This is a genomic window from Novosphingobium sp. PhB57 (assembly GCF_004342985.1).
Taxonomy (GTDB): Bacteria; Pseudomonadota; Alphaproteobacteria; order Sphingomonadales; family Sphingomonadaceae; genus Novosphingobium.
On sequence record NZ_SMBO01000008.1, the window covers coordinates 134,811 to 148,300 of the forward strand.

14 protein-coding genes are annotated in these 13,490 nt (G+C 64.1%); 3 read left to right on the forward strand and 11 right to left on the reverse strand.

What is annotated here, in order from left to right:
* Positions 1-439: 439 nt before the first annotated feature.
* The 3 genes from EDF58_RS21210 to EDF58_RS21220 all read right to left on the reverse strand — a co-directional run bounded on the left by EDF58_RS21210 (position 440) and on the right by EDF58_RS21220 (position 2,755).
* Positions 440-904 carry a hypothetical protein gene (locus tag EDF58_RS21210; RefSeq protein WP_132269182.1) on the reverse strand — a complete coding sequence of 155 codons (465 nt, stop codon included), beginning with the start codon at positions 902-904 and terminating at the stop codon, positions 440-442.
* 23 nt (positions 905-927) lie between these two features.
* The gene (locus EDF58_RS21215; protein WP_165921513.1) at positions 928-1,824 is read right to left on the reverse strand and encodes an SDR family NAD(P)-dependent oxidoreductase; all 897 of its coding nucleotides are present in this window, start codon (positions 1,822-1,824) and stop codon (positions 928-930) included.
* A 319-nt stretch (positions 1,825-2,143) separates the two neighbouring features.
* Entirely contained in the window at positions 2,144-2,755 is a 612-nt protein-coding gene (locus EDF58_RS21220) for an HXXEE domain-containing protein (protein WP_132269185.1), read from the reverse strand.
* Positions 2,756-2,840: 85 nt separating this feature from the next.
* Here EDF58_RS21220 and EDF58_RS21225 point away from each other — a divergent pair, with 85 nt between their 5' ends.
* Positions 2,841-3,551, forward strand: a complete 711-nt coding sequence (locus EDF58_RS21225; protein WP_132269187.1) for an HXXEE domain-containing protein — start codon at positions 2,841-2,843, stop codon at positions 3,549-3,551.
* 438 nt (positions 3,552-3,989) lie between these two features.
* Here the strand turns inward: EDF58_RS21225 and rlxS are convergent, their stop codons facing one another.
* The 6 genes from rlxS to EDF58_RS21255 all read right to left on the reverse strand — a co-directional run bounded on the left by rlxS (position 3,990) and on the right by EDF58_RS21255 (position 9,272).
* Positions 3,990-5,993, reverse strand: a complete 2,004-nt coding sequence (gene rlxS / locus EDF58_RS21230) for a relaxase/mobilization nuclease RlxS (RefSeq protein WP_132269189.1) — start codon at positions 5,991-5,993, stop codon at positions 3,990-3,992.
* 374 nt (positions 5,994-6,367) lie between these two features.
* Complete coding sequence (locus tag EDF58_RS21235) at positions 6,368-6,727, reverse strand: hypothetical protein (RefSeq protein ID WP_132269191.1); 360 nt, start codon at positions 6,725-6,727, stop codon at positions 6,368-6,370.
* Between the two features lie 327 nt (positions 6,728-7,054).
* On the reverse strand, positions 7,055-7,753 hold the full coding sequence (locus tag EDF58_RS21240) for a lytic transglycosylase domain-containing protein (RefSeq protein ID WP_243654415.1): 699 nt from the start codon (positions 7,751-7,753) through the stop codon (positions 7,055-7,057).
* A 53-nt stretch (positions 7,754-7,806) separates the two neighbouring features.
* Positions 7,807-8,379: a S26 family signal peptidase gene (locus EDF58_RS21245; RefSeq protein WP_132269193.1), complete on the reverse strand. Its 573-nt coding sequence runs from the start codon at positions 8,377-8,379 to the stop codon at positions 7,807-7,809.
* The gene (locus EDF58_RS21250; RefSeq protein ID WP_132269194.1) at positions 8,372-8,659 is read right to left on the reverse strand and encodes a helix-turn-helix domain-containing protein; all 288 of its coding nucleotides are present in this window, start codon (positions 8,657-8,659) and stop codon (positions 8,372-8,374) included. The genes EDF58_RS21245 and EDF58_RS21250 overlap by 8 nt, the downstream gene beginning before the upstream one ends.
* A 292-nt stretch (positions 8,660-8,951) precedes the next feature.
* Entirely contained in the window at positions 8,952-9,272 is a 321-nt protein-coding gene (locus tag EDF58_RS21255; RefSeq protein WP_132269196.1) for a DUF736 domain-containing protein, read from the reverse strand.
* An 849-nt stretch (positions 9,273-10,121) separates the two neighbouring features.
* Between EDF58_RS21255 and EDF58_RS21260 the strand changes: the two genes are divergently transcribed.
* Positions 10,122-10,355 (forward strand): hypothetical protein, encoded by a 234-nt coding sequence (locus tag EDF58_RS21260; protein ID WP_132269197.1) that lies wholly within the window; start codon positions 10,122-10,124, stop codon positions 10,353-10,355.
* Positions 10,356-11,164: 809 nt separating this feature from the next.
* Positions 11,165-11,350: a hypothetical protein gene (locus EDF58_RS21265; protein ID WP_132269199.1), complete on the forward strand. Its 186-nt coding sequence runs from the start codon at positions 11,165-11,167 to the stop codon at positions 11,348-11,350.
* Positions 11,351-11,562: 212 nt separating this feature from the next.
* On the opposite strand, the gene EDF58_RS21270 is transcribed toward EDF58_RS21265, so the two are convergent.
* A complete protein-coding gene (locus tag EDF58_RS21270) occupies positions 11,563-11,772 on the reverse strand; it encodes a hypothetical protein (RefSeq protein ID WP_132269201.1) in 210 nt (69 codons plus the stop codon).
* Positions 11,773-11,964: 192 nt separating this feature from the next.
* The gene (locus EDF58_RS21275) at positions 11,965-13,425 is read right to left on the reverse strand and encodes a chromosome partitioning protein ParB (RefSeq protein ID WP_207913085.1); all 1,461 of its coding nucleotides are present in this window, start codon (positions 13,423-13,425) and stop codon (positions 11,965-11,967) included.
* Positions 13,426-13,490: the final 65 nt, after the last annotated feature.

Genomic DNA, 13,490 nt, shown 5'->3' on the forward strand with positions numbered 1-13,490 from the left:
CTCATACGTGCAACACTGGCCGTTAGGAGAATGTCCGGTCCGTAGCCGGGTTACGGGGATAGCTGCCACTCACTCGCTGTCGGTGCCGACCAGATATCGCCGTTCCCCTGTGACGGCGCGAGCGTCCGGATCTGACGGGAGCCGCCGATCGAGCGTCACGAAGCTGCCTGCAGCGGCCTCAGTGTCGGCCGTCCAGCAGATCGCGACAGGCTGCGGAAACCGGTCGCAAGCACCCGTAGCAGTCCCGTTTCTCCATCTCCAACTGGCAGTTTCAGGAAAACACAAAAATACATTCGGGCACACGTTTTGGGAAAGCGCCTCGACGACGCGCCAGGAAAGGCTGATCCGCTCCAAACTTCCCATTATTGGGAAGGATGCACGTCTCGCATTCCCCGCTCAATTAGGCCTTCAAAACGGCTTTGGCTAACTGACCAACCATCTAGCGAAGAACGTGTCGCAATCGCATCCAGTGTGCGTAGACGACAGCGCCCACGATAAACGCCCAGGTCGCGCCTTTGACGGCCAGCGTCCGTGTCGTTTGCATGGCCTCTGGCAGGTTCACGAGTTCCTCGCCCAACGTGCCGATAATCAGCGCGCAGAGGAGCACAATGAAGGCCGAGAAGGCGTGGCGTGATCGTGCCAGCAAAAGCAGGGCGGCCGTGGGAGCCGCGAGAATGCCGGTCGCGCGCGCGGCCAACGCCCATGATGGCAGCTTCGCCACCAGATCCATCGTGCCGGGAGGCACATACGCGAGCAGAATCGGCGTCTGGAAGACGGTTCCGAGATACCCGATGAGCATGCCGAGGCCGATCAGCAGGCAGACGGACCCGACCAGCCACAGGTGCCACGGGGCCCGCACGGCGCTGCCGTTGCGGCTCCCATCGCGTGAGTCACGATTGACCATCACGTGCTCCCTTGCCGTCCATTTCAGCGGAACGCTTTGAGGACGCTGTCCTTCAGATGCTCGGCCTTGTCCTTGGCGTCCATGAGCTGGAGCATGTGGTGAGAGCGCTCGTTGGCGAGGTAGGGTGCCGACGAGAACCACCCGCCATCAACCACAATGTCGGTGCCGGTGATGTAGGAGGACTCGTCGCTGGCGAGGAACAGGGCGGTGTAGCCGATCTCTTCCGCCTTGCCGCTCCGGCGCAAGAGGACGGTGTTGTTCATTGCAGACGCCTGCAACTTCTTCGCCACCGGGTTCGCCTCCATCCCGGCAGTGAGATCGGTCTCGATCCAGCCTGGCTGGATGACGTTGCAGCGTATGCCCCAGTCCGCGTAGATGTAGGCGGCCGAGCGGGACAAGCCCTCCAGCGCCCACTTGGAGGATGAGTAGGCTGTGCTGAAATTGCCCGTAATGCCGCCCACCGAGCCGATGTTGACGATCGACCCGCCACCCGACTCCTTGATGAGCGGTGCGCATGTCTGGATGCCGCGCAGCGTTCCGGTGACGTTTATCTCGAAGATCTTGTTCCACTCCTCGATGTCCACGGTCGGGAAGCGGACGAGGGCGTTGCTGCCGACGATGTTCATCAGGATGTGCAGCGCGCCCGCCTGCTCGCGCACCTGCGCGACGGCCGAGTCCCACTGCACTTGATCGGACACGTCCAGCGGGACGAAGTGCGCCGTGCCGCCCGCGCCGGTGATCTCGGCCGCCAGCGCCTCGCCGCGCTCGGAGCTGCGCCCGGCGATGAACACGGTCGCGCCCTCACGGGCGAACAGCCGTGCGGACGCGCGGCCCATGCCGCCATAACCGCCAGTGATAAGTGCCACCTTGCCCGCGAGCCGGGGTGGGCGGGCTTGGCCTGCATAGGTGGTCTTGGTCATTATGTTCTCCTTGCTGAGGGCCGCAGGCCGCTTGATGATAGGTGGTAACCGTTCTCGAGGAACTTCTGCAATCGCGGGCGAGCTTCGCCGGCCACTCATTGCAGACGCCGTGGACGGAACTGCAGCTCGGGCACGCCGAGACTTCTTGCTGGCGCTGACATCTTGCTGACGTCCGTCTTCATCGGAGCCTAGAATGCGGTTGCGGCCCGGCCCATCGGGATTAACCCCCAACGGATTGACAAGATTATCAGACCCGTTGAATCATAGAAATTCGCCCTCCCACGGGGGAAATATCGAGCCTAGGAATAGCGCGGCAGCACTAGTGATCGCCAAGAATGTGGGCCTGAATGTTTCGCAGAAACTCGGCATACGGCATTCCGCTCGCCCGCACGACCAACTGCTGTGCGAGCATCAGCGAGAAGACCATGTAGAGGAACGAGAACAGCCACGTCCGACCGCGCATCAGACCGTTGCGGACTGCGTAGACGATGCCGTAGATCGAGATCGGCAGCAGCAGGACGAGTGCCGTCGCGAGGCCGGGCGAGTAGAAGCTCGGAAGCTCGAAGATCCAGATCGCCGCCGTATGGGCAACAGCTTCCAGAATACCGAGCAGAAGCGAAGACACCGCGAGGAAGGGAACTCTCGGGAAAAACAGCGGTGCCAGGCACAGGATGAGGACAATCGCGGCGAGCACGACCTCCCCGAAATGCGGATTGCTGGCAGTGAACCCAAGCTTGTCTGTCATCAGCTGAGTGAAACCGCCCGGAAACCGCGATTCTTCCCAAATATGAATGACTACGCCGATGAAAAACATGGCGGCAAGGCGTTGCAGCATCGGCATCGAGCGCCATCGCACCGACGCAAAAACCGCGACAGTGAACGCGATGAGCGTAAGCAGGTAAAGCGTATTGCCCATTACGAAGCTCAGCATTCTCTTCCTCCTGTTTTGGCGGACGGGCCAAGTTCAAGTATTCTTCTATTTATCGCGAACGAAATCACCTTTTCGGAGATAATCCATGGGTTGGAGTTGGTTTGACATCCATTGGTGCTGGATAGGCCTGGCGATTTCCGCGGCGCTGCTCACGCTCCTGTTTGGGACGAACATCTTTCGCGGAAACATTGGCATTTCCCGATGGCGCGATCCTCTGTGGCTGGCTTGGCTCGCGCCGGCCTCCTACATGCTCCACCAGTTCGAGGAATATGGCATCGACGCGCAAGGCGTGAGGTTCGCTTTTCCCGACGTCCTGTGCGGATCTGTAGGAATGCCTCCTTATCCGGCATGTTCCCTCCCTGAGGCTGTCTTCGTAGCCATCAACATTCCCGTTATCTGGGTTGCAGGTCTCGCGTGCGCGCTGCTCGCACGTCGCCATCCCTTTGTGGGCCTGGGCCTTTATGCCATTCACTTCACTAATGCCCTCTCGCACATCGGTGTTGCAGTCGCTTCGGGATATAACCCGGGTGCCGTCACGGCGACGCTGATCCAGTTGCCGCTCTCTCTCTGGGTAGGCTACGCCTGCTTCGGACCGGGCAGGATCATCCGCTGGGGTGCCGCCATCATCGTGGCCGCTGGAGCTGCCTTCACCGTGATCCTGCTCGTTAGCGTCAATATGTTCGCGAAGGGGATGATCGGTGCATCGATGCTGGTAATCGTTCAGATCCTGAACGCCTCGCTTGTGGTTTTGGTCCCATGGGTCTCGGCGCGCTGGGTGATGCAGCCAGTGCGGTAGCAGCCATTGGCTCGCGCGGCTATCGAATGTGCACCGACACCAATCGGCACTTGGCTGATCCCATCGGCGCTTTCGCTAATGGCCGCTTGGCTTGGCTGTGGTCTAAAACCTGACGGACGGCAAACGGGCAGACTTGATCGTTCCCTGCCGCCGCTTGCTGTCCTGCAGAACGTCCGGTGCTCGACTGAAAGCCGCCGCTTCGATAGCGGCACGGAATGACGGCAATGTCCCAGCCCCGGTCATGAGCAGACTGTCCACTCATAGGCTCGCTAATTTCCCACTTGAACGGCTTGGATGGGCGCATTGCCGCCAAAGGAACGGTGATAAGCTACACGCTGGGGGCGTCGGCTTTCTTGAGCCGGGCGCTCAGAACCGGACCGGGTACAAGGTCCCAATGACGGCCAATCCCAGGCATCGCCGAAGTTGGCCGTTCGAGCCTTATGGAATTCCCGGACCACCACGCCCTCGCCCGATCGTCCAATTGATGCCGTCGGCGCGCATCAGGCCGGACACCGACTTCCCGACCTGCTTTTCGAGCGCCGGCCTCCACGGAACCAGCGTGAAATCCCGGCTTCGCTCGATGAGCGCATGCTTGCCGCTGACAAGGTCGAGAGAGCGCCGATAAACACCCTCGATGCGCTCGCCTTGGCGAGCCTCCCGATAGGGCCGCCCAAGTTCCTCCTCCATACCGTTTGAAACCCGCAACAGCTCCCGCCGGCGAAGCGCATCCATCATGCCGTCCGCGAACACCGTCCGTCCCTGGCTGTCCTCTGCAAACCCCTGCGCGAGCAACCACTGTCGCCGCCTGTCCCGCGCATCGGATAGTTCCTGACCGAAACCAGCGCCGCGCGCAGGCTCCGCCGCATCAGATGTCAGGTCGCGGTCGATCCAGGTTGCGGCCTCCATCTCTACCAGCTCGCCGAGAGGATCGCGGGCGAGCACTTCCAACGCCACCGGTCGATCCCGCAAGCGGGTCTGTTGCCACGTGGCAACCCGGTCCAGATGGTCCGCGGATATCGTCCAACGTCCCGATAACTCGCGCTCTACCAGCCCGCTCTCCCGCCGCATCGCTTCCAGCCTGCGGACATGGGTTTCGGCAAAGGTCTGTGAAGCGTTCGGATCGTGCCTGAGATGCAGGTCGACCTCGTAATGCCCATCGTTAGCGGCGGCGATCGCGGCTATCGTGCGATCAACATCGCGAATAGTCGCCCGCAGGGGCTCGACCCTGACGATGGAACCGGCAAGCGATCCGGTATTGTCGGCGCCCGATGCCAGCCCTTGCCCGGCCTTCCCGATGGCGACGTAATGGCTTCGCCCATCGGTGCCGTCGATGATGAGGTAATGACGATCCTCGAACTCGTCGGCAAGGCCGCGCGATAGCACCCGGCCGACAAGCGGCCTCGCACCCTCGGCGGCAGGCTCATAGATAACCTGATCGGCAGCCGCCCTCTCGATCTTCAAGCGCGTGAACTCGCGCTGCATGGTACGGATCACGTCGCCGCGCTCGCCCATTCTGTGCAGCACACCTTCAAGATCCAGCGATAGCCGGTAGCGATCGCCGCCCAGATGCTCGGCCAGATCCATGCGCGTGAGCTGGGCAAGCCGCCCTGCGCGGATCGACTGATGGAGGGCATATGGCGAACGCGCGGCAACTTCTCTTTCAGGCCCAGCCTCGGCAAGCAGTGCGCGATCGATGGAGGTCAGGCGCTGCTGACCGATCTCGGCGCGCAAGCCATCGGCAATTTCCCGGTCCGATCGCGGCCCAAGATCAAGCTCGACCAGATCGGCGGCGCGCTCTCGGATTCCGTGAGTGAGATAGTCACGGGCGATGACGAGATCCTTGCCCGCCGCATCCTTTCCTCGAACAACGATATGCGTGTGCGGATGGGCGGTGTTGAAGTGATCGACCGCCACCCAGTCGAGCGGCGTTCCGAGGTCCTTTTCCATTTGCGCCATGAGCCGCCGCGTCAGCGGCTTCAGGTCCTCGTAGCGATCCCCATCCTCTGGCGAGACGATGAAACGAAACTGGTGCCGGTCGGCCTTACCGTTTTCGAGGAACGCGTTGCCGTCCACGGCGTCTGCGTCGCGCCCATTAAGCGCGCCGCGTTCTCCTTCGCGCGTCGTACCGTCCCGCTGGAGGTATCTGAGGTGGGCGGCGGCCGCCGCGGCGCCTTTCCCGGTCAGCCTGACTATGCTCGCCTTCACGACGACGCGGCGGCGATGCGAACCACCCATTCCGCCCCTGCTGGCAAGCATCCGGCCGATCCCGCCGCCGCGCCCGATCCTGCTGCCGGAAAAGCCCGATTTGCCGCGCGCTTTTGCGGCGCCCCCGCGGGCCAGATTGGCCGCCGCCAGGACCTTGCCGATGTAGCGCCTCTCGCCCTTGCTTCCGCGCGCATTCTGACGCCCGAGGCGAGGCAGAAAATCGTCGTCGTTTGCCATGGAAGATCGCCCGCATGTGGGAATGGACCCGAAACATGCCGCGCAGCCGCCAATGTGAAAACCGGTGCCGTCCGGGGCCGCAGATAGGCTGGTCTCATGCGCCCCATGGCACTGGCGAATCGCGCATAGTGCCGTTGAGCCCCAAGAAAAAAGATGTGCAGACAACATGTTATGGCGCGGGCGTGCCATAGCTTTATCTTGCCTTACACGCCCCTACCCCGCCGGTCTCAGCCAGGCCCAATCAGCGCTCATCCACTGCCCGGACCGATGCCGCCCCTCCGGGTGCGCCCGCACCCCGCCGTCCGACCGAAAAAAAGGCCGAGACGCGAGTGCGCAGCGGCACCTGCATCCCGGCCGGGAAAGCCCTTTCGCGCCTACCGCAAGCCCGCGTAGAACTCGCGCGCCTCGCCTTCGCTCGCACACGCGCGCCGCGCCATGAGCCCCTGCGCCTGGCCATCGCCATCGACGATGCTCACCGCTGCGTACCACGCCCCGTCCATGCACCCCACAACGGCGATCCGGTCGAGTTCGAGCCCGAAATCATCCTCGCTGTCCAGCGCGCCGAGCCAGCGCTCGCATACCCGCGCATCCCACACAAAATCGCTCTCTTCCGCGTCCAAGAACCGGCGCGCGAGAGCTTCGCCCGCGCCATGCCCGAACTCGATCTCCAGACCCGCCACGAGCTTCGCAAGTACCTGCTGTGCTGCAACGCCAATGTTCGCCTGAACCGTCATAACAACCTCCTACGCCTGAGCGTCCCCTTCCTGAGGACCCCAGTCGTCGGACGGTCGGCGCGGTGGCTGTCAGGGCCGCACCGGCTTGCCGGTGCGCCGCGAAGCGGCGGCGGAGGAACCGATTTTATTGCAGGAAAACAAACAAAATCGCGCGCGAAGCGCGCTCATTTGCTGCGGTAAAATTGGAGGGGCCGCCGGCCTTTACAGCCGCCGCAGAGGCCGTCACACTCGGCATTTTCCGAGGAGGGTGGCTGACCTCTCGTCCTAGCGCACGGCTGGGGCCTGGGCTCTGGAATTGAATGCTCGCACCGCCGCGCTCTGACCGGATCAGGGCGCTGTACGAATAGCGAAAAGGGGATCGGCAGCACCCGGCGATTTCGGTAGTGAAGCCCCGTCGTCATCCGCAGCATTGACATGGGTAGAAGCGACAAAGATTGTCTGCCTTGCGGCCGTCTGCGGTGCTCTGGATGGACTGTCGCTCGGCCCGGCCGCGAGGGGCACCGCCCCATTCATGCCAGCCACTCCGCCTGCGACACTGGCGAGATAGGCCCGTGTCTCGGCGGGTAATCGCCGGCCACTTGCAAGCGCCGCAGCATAGCGCCTGGGGCCTGCATTGTAGGCCGCGAAAAGCCCCGGATAGCCAAAACGGTCGTACATTTCCCTGAGGTAGGCCGTGCCCGCAAGGATGTTGTCGCGCGGGGCATCGGGATCGCCTCCGAGCCCGAGGCGCGCGCGCATTTCCGCCCAGGTTCCCGGCATCAGTTGCATGAGCCCCATAGCCCCTGCAACCGATCGGATCGGGTGCCCATCGAGGGTGGTGCGCCCCCTGCTTTCGGCGCTCATCACCTGCTCGATCCAGACTTCGGGAATGCCGAATCGCTGCGAGGCTTCCGCGATCTCGGCATGCCAGCGAGACACCGCGCCGGGCTCTGCTGCATAGACAGGCGACGCCCACCAAAGCCCGCCCAGCAGTATCGCGAGGGTCGGCAGCCCGGCCGAGGCGAGGCTTAATTTCTGCAACGTCACAGGCGCGCGGGCGGGATGACCGGCTCCATTCCGGGCGCCGCGCCCCATATGCTTCATGGCAACCACAGCGGGGTAGCCTTGCCGACGATGTCGCGCTCGCTGGTCGCCCCGAAATAGCGCCCATCGAAGCTGTCAGGGCGAATGGTCATCAGCAGGAAATAGCTTCCTTGCCGAAGACGCATACAGCCCTCCCACTGCGGCAGCGGACGGCCCGAAGGGTCGAACGACATGCGCTCGGCGATAGGCTTCGCACCCAGCGTGACAGTCCCGCCGTGGGCGCAGACGGTATCGCCCGCCGCGCCCGCCACGCGCTTCACCAGCGGCACGCCCGAGGGCAGATAGTGACGCCGGGCAGCCAGGGCGCGGGCCGGTTTCGGCGGCCAGGCGACGACCATGTCGCCGGGCATGAGCGGCACGCCCGGAGAAACCAGGTAGAGCCCGATGGGAGCGCTGGCGCTGTGGTTCCAGACGAGCCGAGGCACGGGCGGGAAGATGAGAGTGAGGTTCAACGCGGCGAGGCCGGCGGCGATCAGCGCGGCGCGGCGGCGAAGAAGTCGGCGCCGCGCGCTGGCTGCGCGCAGGGCCTCGCCCCAGGCGAAGAGCGGAAGGTTTCTGGCATCAGCCATGGGTCCCTCCCCGCGTGGCGGCAAGGGACCAGGCATCGAGATCATCGATATGATAGCGCCAGTCTCGGCCATGCTTGCGGCACCTGGGGCCCGTGCCTTTCCTGCGCATGCCTCTCAGCGTGATGACCGCGAGGCCAAGGTAGAAGGCGGCTTCCTTGGAGGTCAGAAACGGCGAGGCCTGACGGGCACTTTCCGCCCGCAATTTTGCCAGCCGTACGGCTTGTTTGATGCCGCCGGGATTGGCCGCGGACGCGGGCAATCCGCCAGAATTTTCCGTCATGATCTGCGCTCCCTTTGCAGGCCGGAACGGCCTGCCGGGTACGAGGCATGACGGCTGCGGCACGCGCGCGGCAGGGTCGAAAATCGACATGCGCGTTTTCGCCCCTCCCCCCCGCCGCCTCCGGATTAAGCAGTCAGGGCGCATCAGATACGAACGGGAACGCCGCGCGCGACCGCGCTGACCCGATGCCTCGCGGTAGGCGTCGGACGGGGCAATCCGACGCTGGCCACGCGGTTATTGCGGCGCCGGGAACCCCGCATCCGGGTGGATGCGAGGCTCCCCCAAGTTCGCCTTAATCGGCGGGATTCCAGATGATCGCGAAGGCGTCCTCATCGTCGTGGCCGGCGGCCCGGCCGAGGTTGGCGTAGAGCCGCCGGGGTCCGAATTCCGGGGCCGCGAGACTCAGCGAAACGTAGTCGTTGCCCGAGCTTTCGCTGCGGCGCAGCCATCCGGCGCCGACCTCGACCCCGCCCGAGGACACCCGGTAGTCGGGCTGGGCCTCGCTGGTCTTGCGGGGGTTGGGCGCAATCTCGATCTCGGCGCGGATCGAGAGGGTGCGAAGCTGGCCCTTGAAGCTGCGGCCATCGCGGGTGACGTATCCGATTGCAGGCATCGTTCTTCTCCTGACTGTGTCGTCCCGAACCGATTTTCCGGACGATGGCAGACCGGAAGGAGCGGTCGAGGCAGCATCCACGAACCCTTGGGCCGAAGCGGCAGCGAAGGACCGGAGCGCAGCGGCTTATTTGCACGCGAAGCGGCCGCGAGGAGACCGCGCCTGAGCGGTCGGGGAAATAAGCGGCCGCGCGATGGTTTCGCGGGGCTGCGACTGCTCCAGGTCGCTGCCTCTCGGATCCGGGAATCGGCTTTGGACGCCCGGTGTCGGGAGCGCAAAACGATGCAGCGAATCGGATCATCATTCACGCGCGTTCGCGCGGCTTGGGCCGGCATCACACGCTCTCGATCCGGGCAGATTTGCGCATCATACCCGCAAGGCGGGCGAGGTTGCTATCGGCTTGGCGCAGGTGGCGCAGGTGGCTGGGGATCGAGGTCTGAAGTCACCAGCGGGCCGCACCGCGGCGGGAGTGCGAGAGAAGCGAGACGCGGATTCGCTTGAGAACCGGCAAATTCGGGGACCTGCCGCTCCCGCCCAAGTTCGTCCTGGCCGCTACTGTCCAGGACGGTACATGGTCGCTGCCACGACACAGGCGCCGCGCCGGCAATCGGCGACAATTCGTGATCCTCGTACCCGGATGCGGGGCTCTCGGCAGAACTTTCGCGGCGGAAAATTCGCTGTCGCGCGTTGCCCCCCTCAGCGAAGCGATTTGGTCCGCCGCAGGCATCGCCGTGACCGGATTCACCCGAAATAGTCATTTCCTCTTGTCTCGGATTTGACGCAGCACAATGCTAGGAGCGTCTGCCGTGACCAGGTCGTTAGACGACCGGAGCGGCGGGAGGAGCCTGAATGAACATCTATACCCTTAGATTCCCGGACGACGGAAATGCAGGCGCGCTTCGCCTCGATTTTGGCGCCGAAGACGCTGCCGATGCATTGGTCACCGCGCACCGCAAGGCCTTGGACGTGAGGTCTGCGCGTGCCGCCGAACTGTGGCAGGGTGGCCGCAAGCTCTGCACCATCCGCCATGCGGCAAATGGACCTGAAAGCGGGCCCAAATCCTTACGTTTCCAGTCCGCCTGACGCCGGGTTCCACGGCTGTCTCTTTTGCAGAATTTTACTGGTGGTGCGGATCGCTCCGGGGGCGTGGAGCGGTCCCCCGAAGGGCGTTTGCAGCCCGGACAAAAGGGGGGCGTGCCGGGCTGCTGTTGGCGGCGCTAGCGACCGGCGGGCGAGCGCGACAGGCCATTTCGGCAGGGCGTTCGCCAGATACGTCGATCACCTTCGGGCGCACGAAAGGCGAGAACGGCCAAGAGCGATCCCCTTGGCCGGTGCGCCGGTGCCAGTCGCTTCGCCCCATGCGCACTGGCGCTTCGCCGGCGCCGATGGCAGCATCGCATGCGCCGCCCGTCGGCAGCCGGGAGAGACGCAAGGGACGAAGACGCCGTGTTCGCATCCGGAAGCGCGCTCCTGGCGATTGCGGGAATGATCGAGGAAAAGGACGTCTGCACCGCGGCCGAGATTTCATAGTCCTTGTGGCATGCGGCAATGTTTCATTTCAGGTCCGGCGAGCGGTAACAGACGCGCGGTCACTATCTGTGCGCCTGGGCGGTTTCGGTGAAGGCCGCCGCCGATGGCGGGACAAATCCCCCCGCAACCAGCCGGGTAAATCCGCCGCAACCGGAACTGCTCCCGATATTCCGGCGCGCCGGGCCATGCGAGAAAGGAACGGCGCGAACAGTGTGGCGTACGGGTCCGAGCGCGCGGTGACTCTGTGACAAGGCGCGACAGTGTCGCACCGGTCCGCCGGGAGGGCCACCGACAGGGACCGTTCAGGCCCGATCCTCTCGATAGGGCGCGCGGGACGCGGCGCCAATCGAAGGAAAATCCCTATGATATCGACGATTCTCCAAGCCCTGCGCTGCCGGTTCGACCGGCACCGGCCCGAGCAGGGCAAAGTGTTTTGGGATGGGCTGTGTTATGTCGGAAGATGCGAGCATTGCAGTATGGAAATTCGCCGTGCCGGCCGCAAACGCTGGCTGCGCGACGAGTTCGGTGGCAGCCCCGGCCTCGCCTGAAAACGCTGCCAAGCACAGCCAAAACACTAGAGCGGTCGATCTGACTGAGTCAGATCGACCGCTCTAGGCTTTTGATTTGGCGCATTTTCCGAGTCATCATGTGATGCCACTTGATTAGAAAATGCTCTAGCCCAGAAAAGCGGCAGCGCAGCGCTACAACGCAGCGCCGCAACGAAGCACTGCACCATGACGATCAAACCTGTGGCGGTCTATCAATGACGCCTTGTGACGAGGCGAACTTCTCCGCACAGGCTGCAGATGTCTTTCGCCCGTTCGAAACCGTTCGAACCCACCAGTTCGCGCGCCGCCTGGTCGGCGTTCTCGTGTCGTGAAAGACCAAGCGTCTGGGTGATGCAGTCGTCGCAGACCGGCTCCGGAGAGAGCCGGGTGACGAGCTTTTCGATGGCGCTAAGTTCGGTCATGGCCCTGCCCCCGATGGTATCGCGGATGTTATCCTGTTCACGGTGCGGTGGCGCGGCGGGCAGCGGCTGGCAACGCATTTTTTTGTGTCAGCGGCGGGGCCGCGCCTTTCAGGCGCGGCCCCGCCGCAATTTTTTTGAGGACCGGCAAGAGGATCGACCGGAGGCGGGAAATTCCGCCTCCGGTCGCTTTATTCACGCCGCCAGCCGGTCAGACTCGCCACCGGCTTCAGAGCTTGGTTCAGCGCCCGGTTCCACACGCCGTTCGGCACCGGGATCGGGCACGAAATCGCCTTGGGGCGATTCGCCTTCGCCCTTCGCCAAGACGCCGTCCAGCTCCTCGGCCATCTCCCTCGCCAAGTCCGCGCCCGGCTCCCCGGCAAGCTCATCAGGTTTGGCGTCCTCATCCGGTGCGGCAAAAGCCCGGGCATGGGCTTCGACGGTGCCGACCCCGCCCCGCGAGGTGTAGGCGGCGGGCGGGAAGGCCATCCAGCGAGGAACCCAGCCCTCGCGCTTTTCGCGCCCGCCGTTCCCGGCCAGATGGTCGCGGATGATGCCCTTGAGCGTCTTGCCTTTCTCCTTGGCATTGGCGCTGGCAACCATGTCGCCCGCCACTTCCGCCACCATCGCCAGCAGCACTTCGCGGTCGCGCAAGCTGTCGAGGAAAGCCTCGTCGGCCTGCCACCAGTCGGCCATCGGCACGCCGATCTCGAGCCCCACGGCCTCGACCGCTGCGCTCCCCGTGGCAAGCGTTTCGCCTATGACGACGGTCAGGACGTCCATGACCATGGGATCAGGAAGTTCGACCAGCCGCGCGAATAGCTTGCACAAGTCGCGATGCGATCCGCACATGCCGTAACCGGTTCCGCCCGCCACGGCAGGTTCGTCGTCGGGAAGGTCAAGGATCGTCAGCACCGCGCGGCGCGCCGCATCGAAGACCGCTTCGGCGCGGCTCTCGTCGACGCTTTCCTTCGCTGCATCGTTGCGGCTCGACTGTGGTTCGACGACGATCCGCCAGAGCGGCGAACCGGCGATGGCGTGGGCGACCATGAGCCTCAAAGCAATGCCGCTCCGTCCCAAGAGTTCGGCGCGCACGGCGGCATGGCGGTGCAGGTCGATATAGGTCTGGGTAGTGGAGGTGAGTTCGGGGCGAACCGCCTTCGACGCGCCGTCCCCATTTGTGCCCCCATCCGCGTTCGCGCCGCCCGCCTTCGCCAGCCGGGCCGCTTCCTTGCAGGTGAGATAGCCCTCGTGGAACACGACTTCGCCGCTCGCGCGCACATCGATATAGACCCGCCCGCCCTTGCGCTTGGGAGTTTTCTCATATTCCCAAGAATGGAAATGGGTTTCGGGAGAGAGGATGACGGCATCTGCCCAGCCCGCCTCGATGAACGCGACACGCTTCGCCTCGATGGCCGCATTCTGCAAGTCCCAGAACGCACCGGTTTCCGCAAAGTAGGCGTCTTCCCCGAACAGGTCCGCGATGGTGGCAAGGCCGCTCGCCTCGACGTCGAACAGGGCGTGGTCCGCCGCGACCGACTGCCCTCCGAATAGCCAGGCCTTGAGCTGATAGCCGCGCGGCGCGTAGGCGTCGGGATCGTCAATGAGCGCCAGCCATGCCTTTTGCTGTTGGGGTGGACGGCCTCCATACGGCATCAAAAAAGTGCCAGAGTGAGTCGTTAGACCTCAAACGAAGGAGACCGTCCGTGGACGAGATTATT

Bases quoted from the DNA above. Each gene is read 5' to 3' on its own strand.
- EDF58_RS21275 (WP_207913085.1), bottom strand. From the start codon at position 13,425: ATGCCGTATGGAGGCCGTCCACCCCAACAGCAAAAGGCATGGCTGGCG.
- EDF58_RS21250 (WP_132269194.1), bottom strand. From the start codon at position 8,659: ATGACGGAAAATTCTGGCGGATTGCCCGCGTCCGCGGCCAATCCCGGC.
- EDF58_RS21225 (WP_132269187.1), top strand. From the start codon at position 2,841: ATGGGTTGGAGTTGGTTTGACATCCATTGGTGCTGGATAGGCCTGGCG.
- EDF58_RS21215 (WP_165921513.1), bottom strand. From the start codon at position 1,824: ATGACCAAGACCACCTATGCAGGCCAAGCCCGCCCACCCCGGCTCGCG.
- EDF58_RS21235 (WP_132269191.1), bottom strand. From the start codon at position 6,727: ATGACGGTTCAGGCGAACATTGGCGTTGCAGCACAGCAGGTACTTGCG.
- EDF58_RS21260 (WP_132269197.1), top strand. From the start codon at position 10,122: ATGAACATCTATACCCTTAGATTCCCGGACGACGGAAATGCAGGCGCG.
- EDF58_RS21270 (WP_132269201.1), bottom strand. From the start codon at position 11,772: ATGACCGAACTTAGCGCCATCGAAAAGCTCGTCACCCGGCTCTCTCCG.
- EDF58_RS21210 (WP_132269182.1), bottom strand. From the start codon at position 904: ATGGTCAATCGTGACTCACGCGATGGGAGCCGCAACGGCAGCGCCGTG.
- EDF58_RS21265 (WP_132269199.1), top strand. From the start codon at position 11,165: ATGATATCGACGATTCTCCAAGCCCTGCGCTGCCGGTTCGACCGGCAC.
- rlxS (WP_132269189.1), bottom strand. From the start codon at position 5,993: ATGGCAAACGACGACGATTTTCTGCCTCGCCTCGGGCGTCAGAATGCG.
- EDF58_RS21255 (WP_132269196.1), bottom strand. From the start codon at position 9,272: ATGCCTGCAATCGGATACGTCACCCGCGATGGCCGCAGCTTCAAGGGC.
- EDF58_RS21245 (WP_132269193.1), bottom strand. From the start codon at position 8,379: ATGGCTGATGCCAGAAACCTTCCGCTCTTCGCCTGGGGCGAGGCCCTG.
- EDF58_RS21220 (WP_132269185.1), bottom strand. From the start codon at position 2,755: ATGCTGAGCTTCGTAATGGGCAATACGCTTTACCTGCTTACGCTCATC.